General features: G+C 37.5%; 5 protein-coding genes. All 5 read left to right on the top strand.

The genetic code is table 11. The annotated features are described in order from the left end of the window. Window positions 1–10: 10 nt before the first annotated feature. The 5 genes from C245_RS0105320 (at window position 11) to C245_RS0105300 (ending at window position 16,781) form a co-directional block, all read left to right on the top strand. Window positions 11–1,276, top strand: coding sequence for a condensation domain-containing protein (locus C245_RS0105320; RefSeq protein WP_081603512.1), 1,266 nt, complete (start codon window positions 11–13; stop codon window positions 1,274–1,276). A gap of 79 nt (window positions 1,277–1,355) precedes the next feature. Beyond that, entirely contained in the window at window positions 1,356–6,146 is a 4,791-nt protein-coding gene (locus tag C245_RS0105315; protein WP_017495541.1) for a non-ribosomal peptide synthetase, read from the top strand. Window positions 6,147–6,324: 178 nt separating this feature from the next. After that, window positions 6,325–7,317 (top strand): TauD/TfdA family dioxygenase, encoded by a 993-nt coding sequence (locus C245_RS22720; protein ID WP_035746294.1) that lies wholly within the window; start codon window positions 6,325–6,327, stop codon window positions 7,315–7,317. Window positions 7,318–7,404: 87 nt separating this feature from the next. Next, a complete protein-coding gene (locus C245_RS0105305) occupies window positions 7,405–13,698 on the top strand; it encodes a non-ribosomal peptide synthetase (protein WP_026109886.1) in 6,294 nt (2,097 codons plus the stop codon). 20 nt (window positions 13,699–13,718) lie between these two features. Next, window positions 13,719–16,781 carry a type I polyketide synthase gene (locus C245_RS0105300; protein WP_035746267.1) on the top strand — a complete coding sequence of 1,021 codons (3,063 nt, stop codon included), beginning with the start codon at window positions 13,719–13,721 and terminating at the stop codon, window positions 16,779–16,781. Window positions 16,782–16,873: the final 92 nt, after the last annotated feature.

Here is a 16,873-nt window from a genome sequence, read left to right as displayed (position 1 = left end):
ACCATAACATATGAAATTACCTGTATCCTATCACCAGCAAAGGATGTGGTTCATCGACCATTTCGAAAGAGATTATCTCTACGAAGGAGGACCTGTTTACCATAATATACCATTGAGTTTTACAATAGAAAAAGAGGTAAGTACCGAAGAAATTTATCGCGCCTTTACACAATTGATCAACCGTCATGATGTTTTAAGAACCAAAATCGTGAGAGAGGGTGATCAGATTTTTCAAGTCATTACAACTCCTGAAGAAACGGATATAAAAAAGCTGCTTAAAGAACAGCTTAATCTGAAAGAAAATCAGGAAGAATTGCGCAAGATATCTTTTGATTTTGAAAATGGAGTATTGGTAAAAGCCTATTTTGAACGTTTGGAAAATCAGATCAGGATACTATTTGTACTTCATCATGTAGTAGCAGACCGTTATAGTCTTAAGATTCTCAAAGAAGATTTTTTAAGTTTCGTTTCGCATCCCGAAGATTCATTAGGATTTACCATGCAATACAAAGATTTTTCAGAATGGGAACAAGCTGTCGATCCTTACGAAACAGAAAGCTTGGTTGCTTTTTGGAGAAAACAGTTAACCGATAATCAGGTACTCTATCTTCCTACGGATTCAGAACGCGTTCCGGTTCATATTTATCAAACTGCAACGAGTTCTTTTTCTTTTAATAAAGATGGTTTACAATCCTTTGCAGCAGTTAACGGCACTAGTCCGCAAATGGTGACTTTGGCTGCTTATAAGATGGCTTTGGCTCAGTTTTCAGGACTTTCGGATATCGTGATCGGTACCTTGATGAACATGCGCAACCATCTTACAGAATCAACGGTAGGACCCATAGAAAATTTGGTAGTGTTGCGATCTGTACTGGACAGAAATGGAACACTTGAAGATGCCTGCACAGTGGTTGCCAATACCTGGCAAACGGCATACAGCAATAAAGAAATTCCATTTGACAAGCTGGTTGTAGAAATCAATCCTAAAAAAGACATGAGCAGAACAGCACTTTTTGATGTTTTGTATTTGTACGACCGATACGATGCCGTTACAGAAGAAGAAGGAAAACCTTTTAACTATAAAAATCAGGGATTAGGAAAATACGATCTTAATCTTTTAGTACAGGAAAGAGAAAACAGTTTTGACTTTATACTCACCTACAATGATCTTTATTTTAAAGCTGAAACCATCACTTCCTTTTTAGAAAGTATCGAAAGTATCCTTACAACGGCTACGGAACACGAAGATACCTTAAGAGGAATTGCCGTATTCTGATTACCATTCGATAACGCACCGTATTATTTCATATTAACAGCAAAGAGTGACTACGTTACAAGAAAATATTTTTAAAATCATGGAAAAATTCATAAAAAACTTAAAAGACCTTGGGTTTCAGCTTAAAATTAACGGACAGGATTTAGTTTTATTAGGAAAAGAAGGAAAACTTACACCTTCTGATATTAAGATTATCACCGAACGTCAGGACATAACTTCGTTCATTAAAGAAAACAAAGCCGATATTATTGCTTATTTAAAGAAAGAAGATTTTAAACTGGACCGAAAAAACATTTCTTCTATGTACGGATTAAGCCCTGTTCAGGAAGGGATTTTATTTCACAGTACCTATTTGTACAGTACCGGAGCAAAAGAAAATACCACTTATCATACCCAGTTTGATGTTACTTTTTCGTCTAAACTGGATGTAGTTCGCTTTAAAAAAGCCTGGCAGCATGTCATTAACAATCATACCATCCTAAGAACCGGTTTTATTTACGACAAAGTAAATATTCCGATTCAGTTTGTAAACAAAGAAGTAGAAGTTCCGTTGCGATTGGTTGATTTAACCGGCAGTACCGATCAGGAAAAAGACATAACCTTTAAAAAACTAAAAGACGAAGACCGATTCGAAGATTTTAGTTTTACAAACCCGCCTTTAATGCGTATCACGCTGGCTAAGTTTGGAGAGAGTACTTATAAAATGATCTGGACAAAACATCACGTATTATGGGACGGATGGTCCGGGCAAGTGATCATTCAGGAAGTGATACGTGCGTACACCAACCTAATGCACGGTGTAGAACCTGAGGCACAGGAAGAAGACCGATACGAAGATTTTATCAATTATATTAAAGCGATAGACGCCTTTGAAGAAAAAGAATTCTGGCAGACTTATATGCAGGATTTTAACGAACCTTCATTACTGCCTTTCTGTAAAGCATTACACGAACGTAACAAAGGAAAAGGAAAATACGAGCGTATTACCATTGATTTTGACGCGGAATTAACGCAAAAAATAAATGATTTTTCTAAAGCACAGCATGTTACACCTAATACTTTAACACAGGCTGTCTGGGCCATTTTATTATCAAAATACACTGGTTTTAAAGATATTGTGTACGGTGTTACCGTTTCCGGACGTCCGGCTGAACTCAATTACGACAGCAAAGTAGGATTGTATATCAATACCATTCCGTTAAGAGCAAAAATAGATCAGAATCAAACGATTACTGATTTTCTGGCAATGCTTCAGAAAACATCTGTAACGGCTAGGAATTTCCAACATACGTCTCTTAATAAAATTCAGCAATGGAACGAAATAAAAGGAGATTGTTTTGACACTTTATTATCGTTTACCAACTATCCGTCTAAAAGCAGTGACAGCAAGCAGAAACCGGTTTTAGAAATAGAGAGTGTAAATGTGAAAGAAAACAACAACTATTTACTTTCGATTCAGCCTATGCTGAAAGACAGACTGGTGATCGATTTTACATTCAACAGTTCGATAATGGAGGCTGCTTTTGTTCAGATGATTACCGAACATTTCAGAACAGCCTTGTGTCAAATGGCCGAAGAGCAGTTTACCACAATAGGAGATTTCAATATGCTGGGCGCAGCAGAAATCGAAGTGCTTACCAAAGCTTACAACGCCTCTGAAGTAGATTATCCGGCAGATCAGAATATAGTAGAGATTTTTGAAGAAAAAGCGGCAAAAACTCCCGACGCCGTTGCTTTGACTATAGACGGTAAACACATGACCTATAAAGTATTGAACGAAAAAGCAAATCAGCTTTCCAGATACTTGCAAGAGCAGGGTGTAGGTCCGGAAGTCATGGTAGGAATGTGTATCAACCGTTCTTTTGAGATGATCATCGGAATACTTGGAATCTTAAAAGCGGGCGGAGCGTATGTGCCTATTGATCCTGAATATCCGACGGAGCGTATCAGTTTTATACTAAATGACAGTAAGTCAAATGTAGTACTTGTCAGCACAAAAAGCAGTGAAACCGTAAAACTGGATATTCCTGTTCAGCTGGTAAATTTAGATCATGCAGATACATTTCTTTCTGCTTATGAAACGACCAATTTAGAGTTGGATTTACCTTTAGACAACCTGGCTTATGTTATTTATACATCAGGAACTACCGGAGTGCCTAAAGGAGTAATGATTGAACACGGCAACGTAGTGAGACTTTTCTTTACGGAAAAACCTTTGTTTGATTTTGACGAAAAAGACGTATGGTGCCTGTTCCATTCTTATAGTTTTGACTTTTCGGTTTGGGAAATATTCGGAGCCTTGTTATACGGAGGCAGACTGGTGATCGTTCCTGAACTGGTTGCAAAAGATACAGAAGCATTTGCAGATCTTTTAGCAGAGCAGGAAGTAACCGTATTGAATCAGACACCTTCTGCATTCAATGCTTTACAAGAGCAGGTAATCGACAAAAAACATCCTTTGAAAGTGCGTTATGTAATATTTGGAGGTGAGGCGCTTACACCGGGAGTTCTTAAACCATGGGCGGCTCAATATCCGGATTGTGCTCTGATCAACATGTACGGTATTACCGAAACAACGGTGCACGTAACCTTTAAAGAGATCGGAACACGTGAAATTAACCTTAATGTAAGTGATATTGGAAGACCAATCCCAACAATGAGCTGCTATATTTTGGATGAAAATATGGAATTAGTACCTATGGGAGTTGCCGGAGAATTGTTTGTTTCAGGAGCCGGAGTTTCAAGAGGGTATTTAAATCGTCCTGAACTTTCAAAAGAACGATTCATGATCAATCCGTTCAATCCTGGAGAACGTCTCTATAAAACCGGAGACGTTGCCAAACGACTTTCAAGCGGAGATATCGAATATTTGGGAAGAAACGATAAACAAATCAAAATTAGAGGATTCAGAATCGAACTTGGCGAAGTAGAAGCAGCCTTAAACATCTGCCCATATGCCAATCATGCCGCGGTTATTGTACATGAAGATCAGTTTTATTCGAAAGAATTAGTCGCTTATGTAGTCCTTAAAGACAATTATACACTGGAAGATTTTAAAGGATATCTTTTAGAAAGTCTTCCTAAATATATGGTGCCTACTTTGTGCATCCCTCTGGATGAAATGCCGCTTACCTCAAATGGAAAAGTAAATAAAAAAGCTTTGCCAAAACTGGCATCACAAGGAACAGATGCAAGCGGTTATGTTGCTCCGCGCAATACTAATGAAGAGCAGTTGGTAACCATCTGGAAAGAAATTTTAGACAGAGAACGTATAGGGGTTACCGATAATTTCTTCGAGTTTGGAGGACACAGTTTAAAACTGACAAGACTTATTACCCGATACCATAAAGAGTACGGAATCAAGTTAGAACTTAGAGATTTATTTGTCAACAAAACAATCGAGGAACATTGTCCACTATTATTTGGTGCTTCAGCTGAAAGCAATGAAATCGAAAAAATTACCCCTGTTGCGAAACAAGCGAATTATCCGCTTTCAAGCGGTCAGTATCGCATGTGGGTGTTGAGCCAATCGGGAGAAAATAATACTTCCTATAACATGCCTGCGCAGCTTACCTTGGAAGGATACGATATTCCGCTTTTAAAGAAAGCCATTGATGCTGTTATTGAGCGTCATGAAACATTGCGTACTGTATTTAAAGAAGGAGAAAATGCTGAGGTCAGACAATGGATTATTACCCCTTCAGAAACTGACATTACCATTCAGGAAGAAGATTTCAGAGGAGAGGCAAATATTGAAAATGCTGTAGCAGATTATATACTGCAGGATACTTTACAGCCGTTTAACCTTGCAGATGGACCTTTGTTAAGAATAGCGTTACTACAGGTATCCGATCAGAAACATGTTTTTTATTATAACATGCATCACATTATCGGAGACGGAGTTTCCATAAACATCTTAAAGAGAGACGTACTGGCATTTTACAACGCATTCAAAAATAACACGGTGCCTTCGCTTCCGGTCCTGTCTATCCAGTACAAAGATTTTGCGGTATGGCAAAAGCAGCAATTGGAAAACAATGCTTTTGATCAGCACAAAAAATACTGGCTGCAAACGCTTTCCGGAGACAGAGGAGTATTAGATTTCCCTAGTCAGAAAGCAAGACCCAAAATGATGACCAATAATGGACAAACATTAAGAACATTTCTTTCTGATACGGTCACCAGAAAATTTGAAACTTACTGTAAAACAAAAGGAGGAACCTTATTTACAGGAGTAGTAGCGGTTTGGAACATATTGTTTTACAGATATACCAATCAGAAAGATATTAGCCTAGGGTCACCGGTTATGGGCAGAGATCATGTAGATCTTGAAAATCAAATCGGACTTTACTTTAACAATATTGTGATCCGCAATCAAATCAATCCGGAGGACAATTTTGACCAGATATTTGATCAGGTAAAAGAAGCCATGTTTGAGAATATGAAACATCAAATGTATCCGTTCGATAACTTGCTGGACGATTTAACCATAAAAGGTGATACCAGCCGTAATCCTTTGTACGATATTATGATATCCTATCACAATACCGGAGCAGCAGAAAATAATAAAGATTTACTGTTTACACAGGAAGAGACTGATCAGATTGTGGTTCAGGATCAAAAAGGATCAAAACTGGATATGCTTATTAATGTTAAAGAAATAGGAAATCACTTGTACTATAACATTAATTACAACACCGATTTGTACAATCAAAGTTTTATCGAAATCCTGATGAACGACTTTAAGTATTTATTGTCACAGCTTTTAGAAAACAGAGCAGAAAGGATAGATGATATTGATTTCCAGAAAGAAACCAAGCAAATCCTGAGAAGCCTTAATGCTAACAAATTTAAATTGGTTAAAAAATAAAAGCCTTTAGCTTATCGCATTTACAGCGATAAAATTCTTTTTCAAATTAGAGTACTGAGCCGCGAATCAGGTTAGATCATTTTTGGTTCGACCTGATTGGTGAAACTCTGAATCTTACGAACTAAATATTTTGATTACAAACACTACAGTCAAAAGCTGTATTCTAAAAAATAAAATTATGATCAATAGTATACAAAAATTAAAAGGGATTAAAGCTCAAAAAGTAACCGATGTTGCACAGGTTGACTATTCAGTATGGCCAGGTCAGGCAGGATTTCCATTGGTAGTTAAACCATCGGCAGTCGGAATGCAGTTAAACGACTGGGTAGCTCAGAACAGAGCTGAATTTCAGGAAAAAGTGAATACCTACGGAGCAATACTTTTTAGAGGATTTCACATTAACACTGTTGAAAAATTTGAAAATTTCAGCAAATTATATGCAGATACTCCTCTTGAATATAATTTAAGATCATCACCTCGATATTCAGTTGGAAAGAACGTGTACCACACGACAACTTATCCTAAAGAATATTCGATCGAAATGCATAGCGAAAGCTCCTATGCGCCCGTTCACCCAAGCAATATTGTGTTTTGCTGCATCGATCCGGCCGACAAACAAGGTGAAACTCCGATAGCCGATAACAAAAAAGTACTGGAGTATTTAAGCGAAAAAACAAGAACTAAGTTTTTGGAAAAAGGAGTGAAATATGTGAGAAACCTCAACGAAGCTTATGGTTTGTCCTGGAAAGAAGTTTTTCAGACTGAAGACCAAAAAGAAGTAGAGAAAACCTGCAACGAACAAGGCATTTCGTTTGAATGGAAAAGCGATACCAATTTAGTTTTAACATGGACTAAAAAAGCAATTTGGGAACACCCGGCTACAGGAGATTCAGTTTGGTTCAATCACGCTTACTTTTTTAACAAATATGCCTTGGAAGCCTCCTTTTTTGATCTGGTAAATTCAGAAGACCAGCTTCCAAACAACACCTTCTACGGAGACGGAACCGAAATCTCGAAAGAAGAAATCGAAGAAATCAGAGAAGCCTATCAAAAGGCTACCGTTTTATTTCCGTGGGAAAAAGGAGATGTACTGTTCTTAGATAACATGTTGATGTCACACGGAAGAAGCCCTTATGAAGGCAGCAGACAAATTATAGCTTCCTTATTTTAATTTCTAAACATACCTAATCCAAAAACAAAGTACTGTTCGCGTTCTGCCGGAACAGTTTGAATACCTAATTAATCAGATACTAAAATCATGGAAAAAGAAACAATAAATAACGTTGAAGGATATCAGCTTTCAATAAATCAAATGAACTTATGGAGTGTAGCTGAAAAAAACATACAAAACTATTTTAATCAGGTAGTTATTGATCTGAAAAGCGATGTGACTATAGAAAAGTTAAAACGCGGATTAGCACTCGTAATAAGTAAAAATGAAACCTTATTGTTTAAAATGAACGAGGCGCCAAATGTTGGTTTCCCGGTTCAGGCAGTATCTGAATTAAAGCAAACAGAAATAGTCGAAAGAACGGTTCAGGCATTGGATCAGTTTACGATTACATCGACTGTTCAAGAAAGTTTAGGATACGGGTACGACCCTTTAAAAGATAGTGCAATACGTTTTTGTCTGCTGAAAGATTCACAAGGAAATCAGGTATTGGCAGTGCGTTTGTTTTCACTTTGGGCAGACAGTTACAGTACCGCCTTTTTATGCAGCGAACTATCCAAAGCCATCTTCGACGAAACTTCGTATGAAAAAGAAGAGAGAGAAGTGGTAGAATATCAGGATTTTTCGGCCTGGCAACAACAGTTGTTCAGTGATCCGGAAGAAGAAGGAGTTAATTTCTGGAAAAATTATCCAACAGATCTGACCAAAGACATTGTACCGTTTAAGAATCGCAATAATCAGACGTTCAGTCCTCAAAGAAAATCCATCTGCATTATTGACGGAGATGCTTATACCGAACTAAAAGCCAAAATGGTTCAGGAGGATAGTTCAGCCGAACATTTGCTATTGTCTCAGTTCGCGGCTTATCTGTCAAAATTTGACGAAGACTCCTTTACAATTGGATACCTTCCGTTTAAAAGATATTATAACGAACTTGAAAATACATTTGGTTTAGTAGCAAAAACACTTCCGGTTGGCCTGAACGAATTTGCATCACTATCTGAAAAAGAAGCCATTGCATTTATCAAAAAAACAGTTGCAGAAATTGGAATGTGGTCGGATTATTTCTATGTAAACAGAATTCATGACAAGGAAGTTACTGAAGCTACAACCTTCAACTATGTGTTTGAGTATGCAGAGCTGAATGACAATTATTCTTCAGATATTTTAAAAATAAGAGATCTGTTTAGTGTAACGGATGTTTTTGAAGTAAAGATTAACGCTGTAGATTATGGCGACAGCTTAACCATAGATTTGTATTACGATACCGCTTTTTACTCCGATGCGGCAGCAGCTTTAATGGCTTCTCAGCTTAAGGGAGTTTTTACCAATCAGAATAATGTTTTAGCAGGTCAGGCCATTATAGAGGCGTCAAATGATACGGCTAAAGAATATGCCTCTTTTGATTCTATTTTGGAAATCTTTAACGAACAGGCAGTAGTACAAGGAAATAACACGGCGCTGTCTTATGATGATGTTACTATTTCTTATAAAGAGTTAGACGAAAAATCAAATCAATTCGCTCAATATTTAATTCAGAATTGTGGCATTCAAAAAGCAGATCCTGTTGCGGTTTTACTGGATCGTTCGCCTTATTTTATGATTAGTGTTTTAGGAATTCTGAAAGCCGGAGCTTACTATATTCCAATGGACACCGCTTATCCAAAAGACCGGATTCAATTTGTTCTGGAAGATGCAGCCTGTAAACTACTTATCAGTACACCGGCTATAATTGGGGAAGAAATTTATACTGATTTAACCGTTCTTGATCCGTCTAAAGAAGAAATATTTCAAACACAGGCCGATACGGCACTATTTAATAAAGCCAATCCGGAAGATATTGCCTATTGCATTTACACTTCAGGGTCTACCGGAAATCCAAAAGGTTGTCTGATCACTCATGCCAATCTTTTAAACTATATACAATGGTCGAATGACTATTATTTTACGGATGCTGAAACAGGAAACTGGGGATTGATTACTTCTATTTCGTTTGATCTTACCATAACATCTCTTTTTACAAGTTTAACCAGAGGAAAACAATTGTGGATCGGATCGGATGAAAAATCAATTAACGAATTGCTTATAGAAAGCTTTACCAACCCGAATATTGATACTTTAAAATTAACGCCTTCACACCTTTCGTTACTGAAAGAGCTGAGTATAGATAAAACAAACGTTAAAATCATTATTTGCGGCGGTGAACAATTGACTCAGAATCAATTGCAGAATGTATGGGACATCGACAAAAATATCCGCATATTTAATGAATACGGGCCAACTGAAACGACTGTAGGCTGTATCATAAAAGAAATGACAAGCGATCAGGCTGAGGTACGCATTGGGAAACCTATTGCCAATACCACCATAACGATTGTAGATCAGCAGGGTAATCCTTGCGATATTGGAATGTACGGTGAAATTATAATTTCGGGTGCAGGAGTTGCAAAAGGATATCTAAACCGTCCGGAACTTAATGCAGAACGTTTTATCGCAACAGAAAATGGTTCATTATCCTATAAAACAGGAGACATTGCCAGATGGATGGACAATGGAGAGATCATTTACAAACAACGAAGAGACGATCAGGTCAAAGTAAGAGGTTACCGAATCGAATTAAGTGAAATCGAACAACAGCTGCTGCAGCATCCCGGGATCCAGCAGGCAGTTGTTTTAGTAGACAGTAAAAATGAGAACGAAAAAGAGATTGTTGCTTTTATTGTTTGTTCTCAAAAAGAAGAATCAAAAGAGATCAAAAGATATCTGGAACGCAAATTACCAGTGTATATGGTACCTTCTGTGATTATAGAAACTGATGCCATTCCGCTAACTGTAAATGGAAAAGTAGATAAAAAATATTTACTGACATTAAATAAAGGCCGATCATCAAGCGTAGCGTATGTGGCTCCGGTAAATGAACTTGAAACACAAATTACAGCCATTTGGCAGGAAGTACTTCAATTAGATACCGTAGGAACTGAAGATGACTTTTTTGAACTGGGAGGCCACAGTCTTAAAGCAACACAACTGATCAACCAATATCATAAAGTTTTTGAAGTAAAACTGGGGTTAAAAGAAGTATTCTCAAGTACTACCATCAAGGCACATGCTAATTTGATTGGAAACTCAGAAGTAAAAAAACACCTCTCCATACAAAAAGTTCAGGATGCCGAAGATTATCCGGTTTCAGCAGGACAACGCAGATTATGGGTGTTGAGTCAGTTTACAGGAAGTGCCGGAGTATACAACATGCCTTTTCACCTGGCTTTAAAAGGAGCGTATGACGTAAAATGTTTTTCAAAAGCAATAGAAGCTACTATAAGCAGACACGAAGCTTTGCGAACGGTATTTAAAATCAATGACGAGGGTGAGGTAAGACAGGTAGTTAAAACGACAGAGGAACTGGGGTTCCGTGTAAATTATATAGATTACACAACCGATCTGCATCAGGATACAAACGTAGCGCAGTACATCAAAGAAGACACCTATGCAGCATTTGATCTGACAAACGGACCGTTGGTAAGAGCCAGTATATTGCAGCTTTCAGATGATGATTATATCTTTTATTACAACATACATCATATTGTTTGTGACGGCTGGTCAATGAATGTTCTGGCAAAAGATGCCCTGGCACTATACGAACAGCTTCTGGAAGAGAAAGAACCTGAATTACCGGTATTAAAAATCCAGTACAGAGATTATGCAGTCTGGCAGCAGGAACAATTGCAGCAGGAACAAAACAATGTTCATAAAGAATATTGGTTAAAAACACTGACCGGAGAACTTCCTACTTTAGATCTGCCGTATCAAAAAGCAAGACCGACCGTTAAGACTTATGCGGGGAATAGCCTGAGGACTTATATTACACCGGAAGTCACAAATGGACTTAAAAAGTACGGACAAAATCAGGGAGGAAGTTTGTTTATAGGATTACTGGCCGCCTGGAATGTTTTGTTTCACAAATATACCGCCGAAAAGGATATCATTATCGGAACGCCTGTTGCAGGTAGAGAGCATGCCGATTTAAGTGATCAGATAGGTTTTTATATCAATACACTTCCGTTGCGAAATGCAGTAGATCCGGAGCAGAGTTTTGATTCTTTTTACCAAGCGGTAAAAGAAAATACCCTCTCGTCTTATGAACATCAGATGTATCCTTTCGATAATTTGGCAGACGACCTTGACCTCCGAAACGATACCAGCAGAAGTGCCGTGTTTGACGTGATGCTTATGCTACAAAACATGAGAGATGTTGCTGAAAACAAAAATCTGGATCAGACCGCTTTTTATACGATAGAAGATAAAGGGTATAAAGTATCTAAGTTCGATATGGATATTGCGTTTCAGGAACAGGGAGATTATCTCGCTTTTAACATCACTTACAATACCGACCTGTATTCACAAGAAGTTGTATCACGTATCATAAACCATTACAAACAATTGCTGGAAGTACTGGTACAAGATCCAAAGCAGCAGATAAAAAACATAGATTACCTATCGAAAGAAGAAAAACAAGAGCTTATCATTGATTTTAATGCCAATTCAGTATCCTATCCGACTGATAAAACATTAATCGATTTGTTTGTACTTCAGGCTGCCAAAACTCCTGAAAATACAGCATTATCATTTAAAAATCAAAAGTATACTTATCAGGAACTGGACCATCTTTCGAACCGTTTGGCGAATTGTTTAAGACAGGATCACCATATTGTAAAAGGAGATTTTATAGGAGTACAGTTAGAAAGAGATGCGTCTGTCATTATTTCGATTTTAGGAATTATGAAAGCGGGAGCGGTTTATATTCCGATAGACACAGCACATCCGGAATCCCGAAAAGCATACATCTATGACGATACCAACATAAAGTTACTCCTTGCAGATAAGTCTCATATAACGATCAGTGATGATTTTAAAGGGACCTTGCTTGATCTGGTTACCGATTTTGAACCGAGTAATTATAGTAAAGATTTAGAAGATGTAAAACTTACAACGGATGATTTAGCCTATATCATTTATACTTCGGGCTCTACCGGAAATCCTAAAGGAGTAATGATTGAGCATAAAGGGATTGTAAACACCATTTTCGCTCAAATCGAACTTTTCGATATTACCAATAATGATAATGGATTGCAGTTTGCTTCATTTTCATTTGATGCTTCAATATCCGAAATATTCACAGCACTTTTATCAGGAGCTTGTTTATCTGTAATCGACAGAGAACACCGTGAGGATCCAAAAATGCTGGAAAAATACATTATCGAAAACAAAATCGCTGTAGCGACAATACCGCCTTCTTATTTGAGTCTGATGGATGTAAATTCTTTAAGAAGATTAAAAACTTTAATCACAGCAGGTGAAGCTCCTGTTTATAGTAAGGTAAAAGAATATTTGGAGTTAGGGAATTATTATAACGCCTATGGTCCTACAGAAACCAGTATTTGTTCTGCAATGTATGGCTTGCTTAAAGGAGAGGATTTACCATTAGGAAATATACCAATAGGAAAACCGATTGCCAATACCCAAACCTTTATTCTGGACAAGGATCACAAAATAGTACCTGTTGGAGTTATTGGAGAAATATGCATAGGAGGAGCCGGATTGGCCAAAGGTTATTTAAACAGACCGGAACTTACAGCAGAGAAATTTATTGAACATCCGTATGCAGAGAACGAACGTCTTTACAAAACAGGAGATTTAGGAAAATGGCTGCCGGACGGTACTATCGAATTTTTGGGAAGAAAAGACGACCAGGTTAAAATTTCAGGATATCGAATTGAACTCGGAGAAGTAGAGCAAGCTTTGCTGGCTCACAATCAAATTGACGAAGCTGTTGTAATGGTAGAGATCAATCAGTTTAATATCAAAAGTTTAATTGCCTATATAGTGGTATCCGATGATACATTGTCGTTAGAGCAGCTAAGAGGATTCCTGAAAAACTTAATTCCGCATTATAGCATTCCTTCAGAGTTTATAGCCTTAAAACAGCTGCCGATCACCATAAACGGAAAGATCGATAAAAAAGAACTGGGGAATACACCTGGAATTAAAATAGCCAGCGAAAAACAATACGTAGCACCCGAAACAGAGAAAGAAAAACTGATTACCGGAATCATTGCAGAAGTATTGGGGAAAGAGGCAGGAAGAGTAAGTCTGCAGGACAATTTCTTTGATCTGGGAGCCAATTCCATAAAGATTGTCAAGATACTTAACGAAATCAATAAGCAATTAGGGCTTGATATTAAAGTCGTATCCTTATTTGAAAACCCTAATGTAGAGGAGTTTCTTCAATACTTAAATGCTGTTGATTCACAGGAAAAACAAACCGAACAAGTTCCGGAAGATATATCAGAAGCTCTGGATGAATTTATAAACTTAATGTAATACGATGCAATTTAATTACTATGGAAAATAATATTAGAAAAAAAGATATTGCTATTGTTGGAATTTCAGGTAAATATCCCAAGTCAGATAATATTAATGAGTTCTGGAAACATTTAATGAACGGAGAAGAATTAGTTCATTTTTACAGCGATGATGAGTTAAGAGCGGCGGGAGTAACGGAAAAAGAACTTGCTAATCCGGATTTGATAAAAGCACAGGCTTCTCTGGAAGACCCTAATAGTTTTGATTATTCTTTTTTTGGATACACCAGACAAGAAGCAATGTCAATGGACCCTCAGGTACGTATGATGCACGAACTGGTTTGGCTTGGTCTGGAAGATGCCGGATACAATCCTAAAACATACAAAGATAAAATCGGATTGTACTTGTCTGCTTCAGATAATATGAACTGGAGAGCCTATACGATGATCACCAATAACGATAATGTAAATTCATTTTACCTGAATCAGATCTCCAATAAAAACTTCATCAGTACTCTGATCTCTTACAATATGAACCTTAGAGGTCCCAGTTATTATGTAGATACAGCCTGTTCAAGTTCATTGGTCGGAATTCACCAGGCCTGTCGTTCTTTATTGATGAGAGAATGTTCTATTGCAATTGCCGGAGGAGTAAGAGTATATTCAAAAGTATACAAAGGCCACCAGTATCAGGAAGGAATGACCAATTCTAAAGACGGTCACTGCAAAGCTTTTGATGAAGATTCGTCCGGTATTGTATCCGGAGAAGGAGCCGGAGTAGCCGTTCTAAAAAGACTGGAAGACGCCATAGCCGATAAAGATCAGATTTATGCCGTGATACGTGCCTCAGTAGTAAACAATGATGGAAACCGAAAAGTAGGGTATACAGCTCCAAGTATCAGTGGTCAGTACGAATGCATCAAACAGGCACAGCAGATTGCAGATGCAACACCAGAATCGATAACTTATATTGAAGCACATGGTACCGGTACAAAATTGGGCGATCCTATAGAAGTAGAAGCTCTTAATAAATCTTTTGAATACAATACCAATCACCACTGCGCTTTAGGATCTGTAAAAACTAATATTGGGCATCTGGACAGTGCAGCAGGAATTACAGGATTTCTTAAAACAACACTGGCATTAAAAAATAAAATGCTTCCGCCGTCTTTACATTTTAAAAATCCAAACCCGGAAATTAATTTTAAATCCGGACCTTTTAAAGTACAGACAGAATTAGCGGCCTGGACATCGAAAGACAACCAGCCTTTAAGAGCCGGTGTCAGCAGCTTTGGAATAGGCGGAAATAATGCCCATGTAATTTTACAGGAAGCACCGGTGAAGGAAGAAACCGCTGAAAACAATTCTTATAAGTTATTGCGTTTTTCTGCACAATCTGTAGGAGCCTTAAATGCCTATCAGGAAAGGTTAACTTCGTTTCTTGAAGAAAATGAAAAAGATAATTTTCAGGATATGGCCTATACTTTGCAGGTCGGCAGAAATCAGTTTAAGTACAATCGTTTTCTGGTAAGCAACTCCAGAGAAAATGCCATTGAAACTTTAAAAGATCCTTTAAGTAAGTCCGTTTATTCCGGTAAACTAAGTCAAAAGAGAAAGATCGTTTTCATGTGTACAGGATCCGGAGCACAATACCTCAACATGGGTAAAAATCTTTATGAGAAGGAACCTTATTTTAAAGAGCTCATAGACAAAGGATTTTCGATTATCAAAGCGTTAACCGGAGTAGATGTTACCAAGGTTTTGTATGAAGAAAATTCAGCTGCGGAAAAAAATACAGACATTAATAAAAATGAATTCACGCAGCCTATCGTATTTGTTTTTGAATACGCTTTAGCCAAATTAATGATGCGTTGGGGAATCACTCCCGACAAATTAATAGGACACAGTACAGGAGAATATGTTGCGGCTTGTTTAAGCGAAGTATTTTCTTTTGAAACCGGTGTAAAATTGGTGGCTAAACGTGCTTTATTGATGAACAAGACGCCGGGAGGAAGCATGTTAAGTGTATCGCTTTCTGAAGAAAAAATAAAAACCTACCTAAATGATCAGGTGAGTCTGGCAGTGGTTAATTCTCCGGAATCTTGTGTTTTATCTGGTACCGATGCTGCTATCGATGCACTAATAGAAATATTGGAGACCGAAGAAATTTTATGTTCAAAACTAAGAATTTCATTAGGAGGGCATTCCTTTTTAATGGATTCAGTGCTGGATGAATTTAGAGAGGAGTTAGAAAAAGTCGAATTCTCAACACCTAAGATTCCTTTCGTATCCAATCTTACAGGACAACTGATCAGTTCAGAAGAAGCGGTATCAACGCAATATTGGGTTGATCATTTGCGTCATACGGTACGATTCTCAGACGGATTAGCCACATTGTTAAAAGAATCGGATAGCATTTTTATTGAAGTCGGACCAGGAAATACCTTGACCACTTTGTTTCAACAGCAACAGCACAATGAAACTTCCAATAATACCGCTATAAATCTGGTCAGACATCCAAAACAGGAAATTAATGATCAGGAGCATCTTTGTCAAAAATTAGGGGAATTGTGGATGAATGGTATCGATATTAACTGGGAAACTTACTACGGAGAGCAAAAACCATACAGAGTGTCAATGCCGGGTTATGTATTTAATAAAACAAAACTGCCTGTAAAAGTAAATCCATTCGCGTTTCTCAATTTTTCAGGATCAGAAGAGGGCGCTATTGCCACACCTCTCACCACAGAACACTATGATGACAGTGAAGCCTTTCAGGATGATTTAGAGGATAATGCGGTGTCTTTTGTAAACTATGTACCACCATCAAATGAAACCGAGGAAAAGCTTGTTGAAATGTGGAAATCATTTTTTAGTAAAGATGAAATTGGAGTTTTACATGATTTCTTTGCCTTAGGAGGCAATTCTTTAAAAGGCGTTACCATGCTTAAACTGATTCAGAAACGATTTGACATCGAAATCAAGATTAAAGATTTCTACCAAAAATCGACCATCAAAGAATTGGCCGCAGAGATTGATATGGGATTAAAGCTTGTGACACTTCAGGAAGAGAGTACCTATAAATCGGTAATGACAATCTAAAAAAAACACCTGACTTTTCTTTTGTACGAACCAAAACAAAAGAAGATTGAAACACATTATTACTTGTAAACAAACATCATGTAAAACCAAAA

Source organism: Flavobacterium sp. WG21 (assembly GCF_000335775.1).
Classification (GTDB): Bacteria; Bacteroidota; Bacteroidia; order Flavobacteriales; family Flavobacteriaceae; genus Flavobacterium; species Flavobacterium tructae.
This window is presented reverse-complemented; position numbering and strand designations above follow the sequence as displayed.

Excerpts from the sequence above, each read along its gene's own strand:
- C245_RS0105320 (WP_081603512.1), top strand. The coding sequence starts at position 11 with ATGAAATTACCTGTATCCTATCACCAGCAAAGGATGTGGTTCATCGAC.
- C245_RS0105315 (WP_017495541.1), top strand. The coding sequence starts at position 1,356 with ATGGAAAAATTCATAAAAAACTTAAAAGACCTTGGGTTTCAGCTTAAA.
- C245_RS22720 (WP_035746294.1), top strand. The coding sequence starts at position 6,325 with ATGATCAATAGTATACAAAAATTAAAAGGGATTAAAGCTCAAAAAGTA.
- C245_RS0105305 (WP_026109886.1), top strand. The coding sequence starts at position 7,405 with ATGGAAAAAGAAACAATAAATAACGTTGAAGGATATCAGCTTTCAATA.
- C245_RS0105300 (WP_035746267.1), top strand. The coding sequence starts at position 13,719 with ATGGAAAATAATATTAGAAAAAAAGATATTGCTATTGTTGGAATTTCA.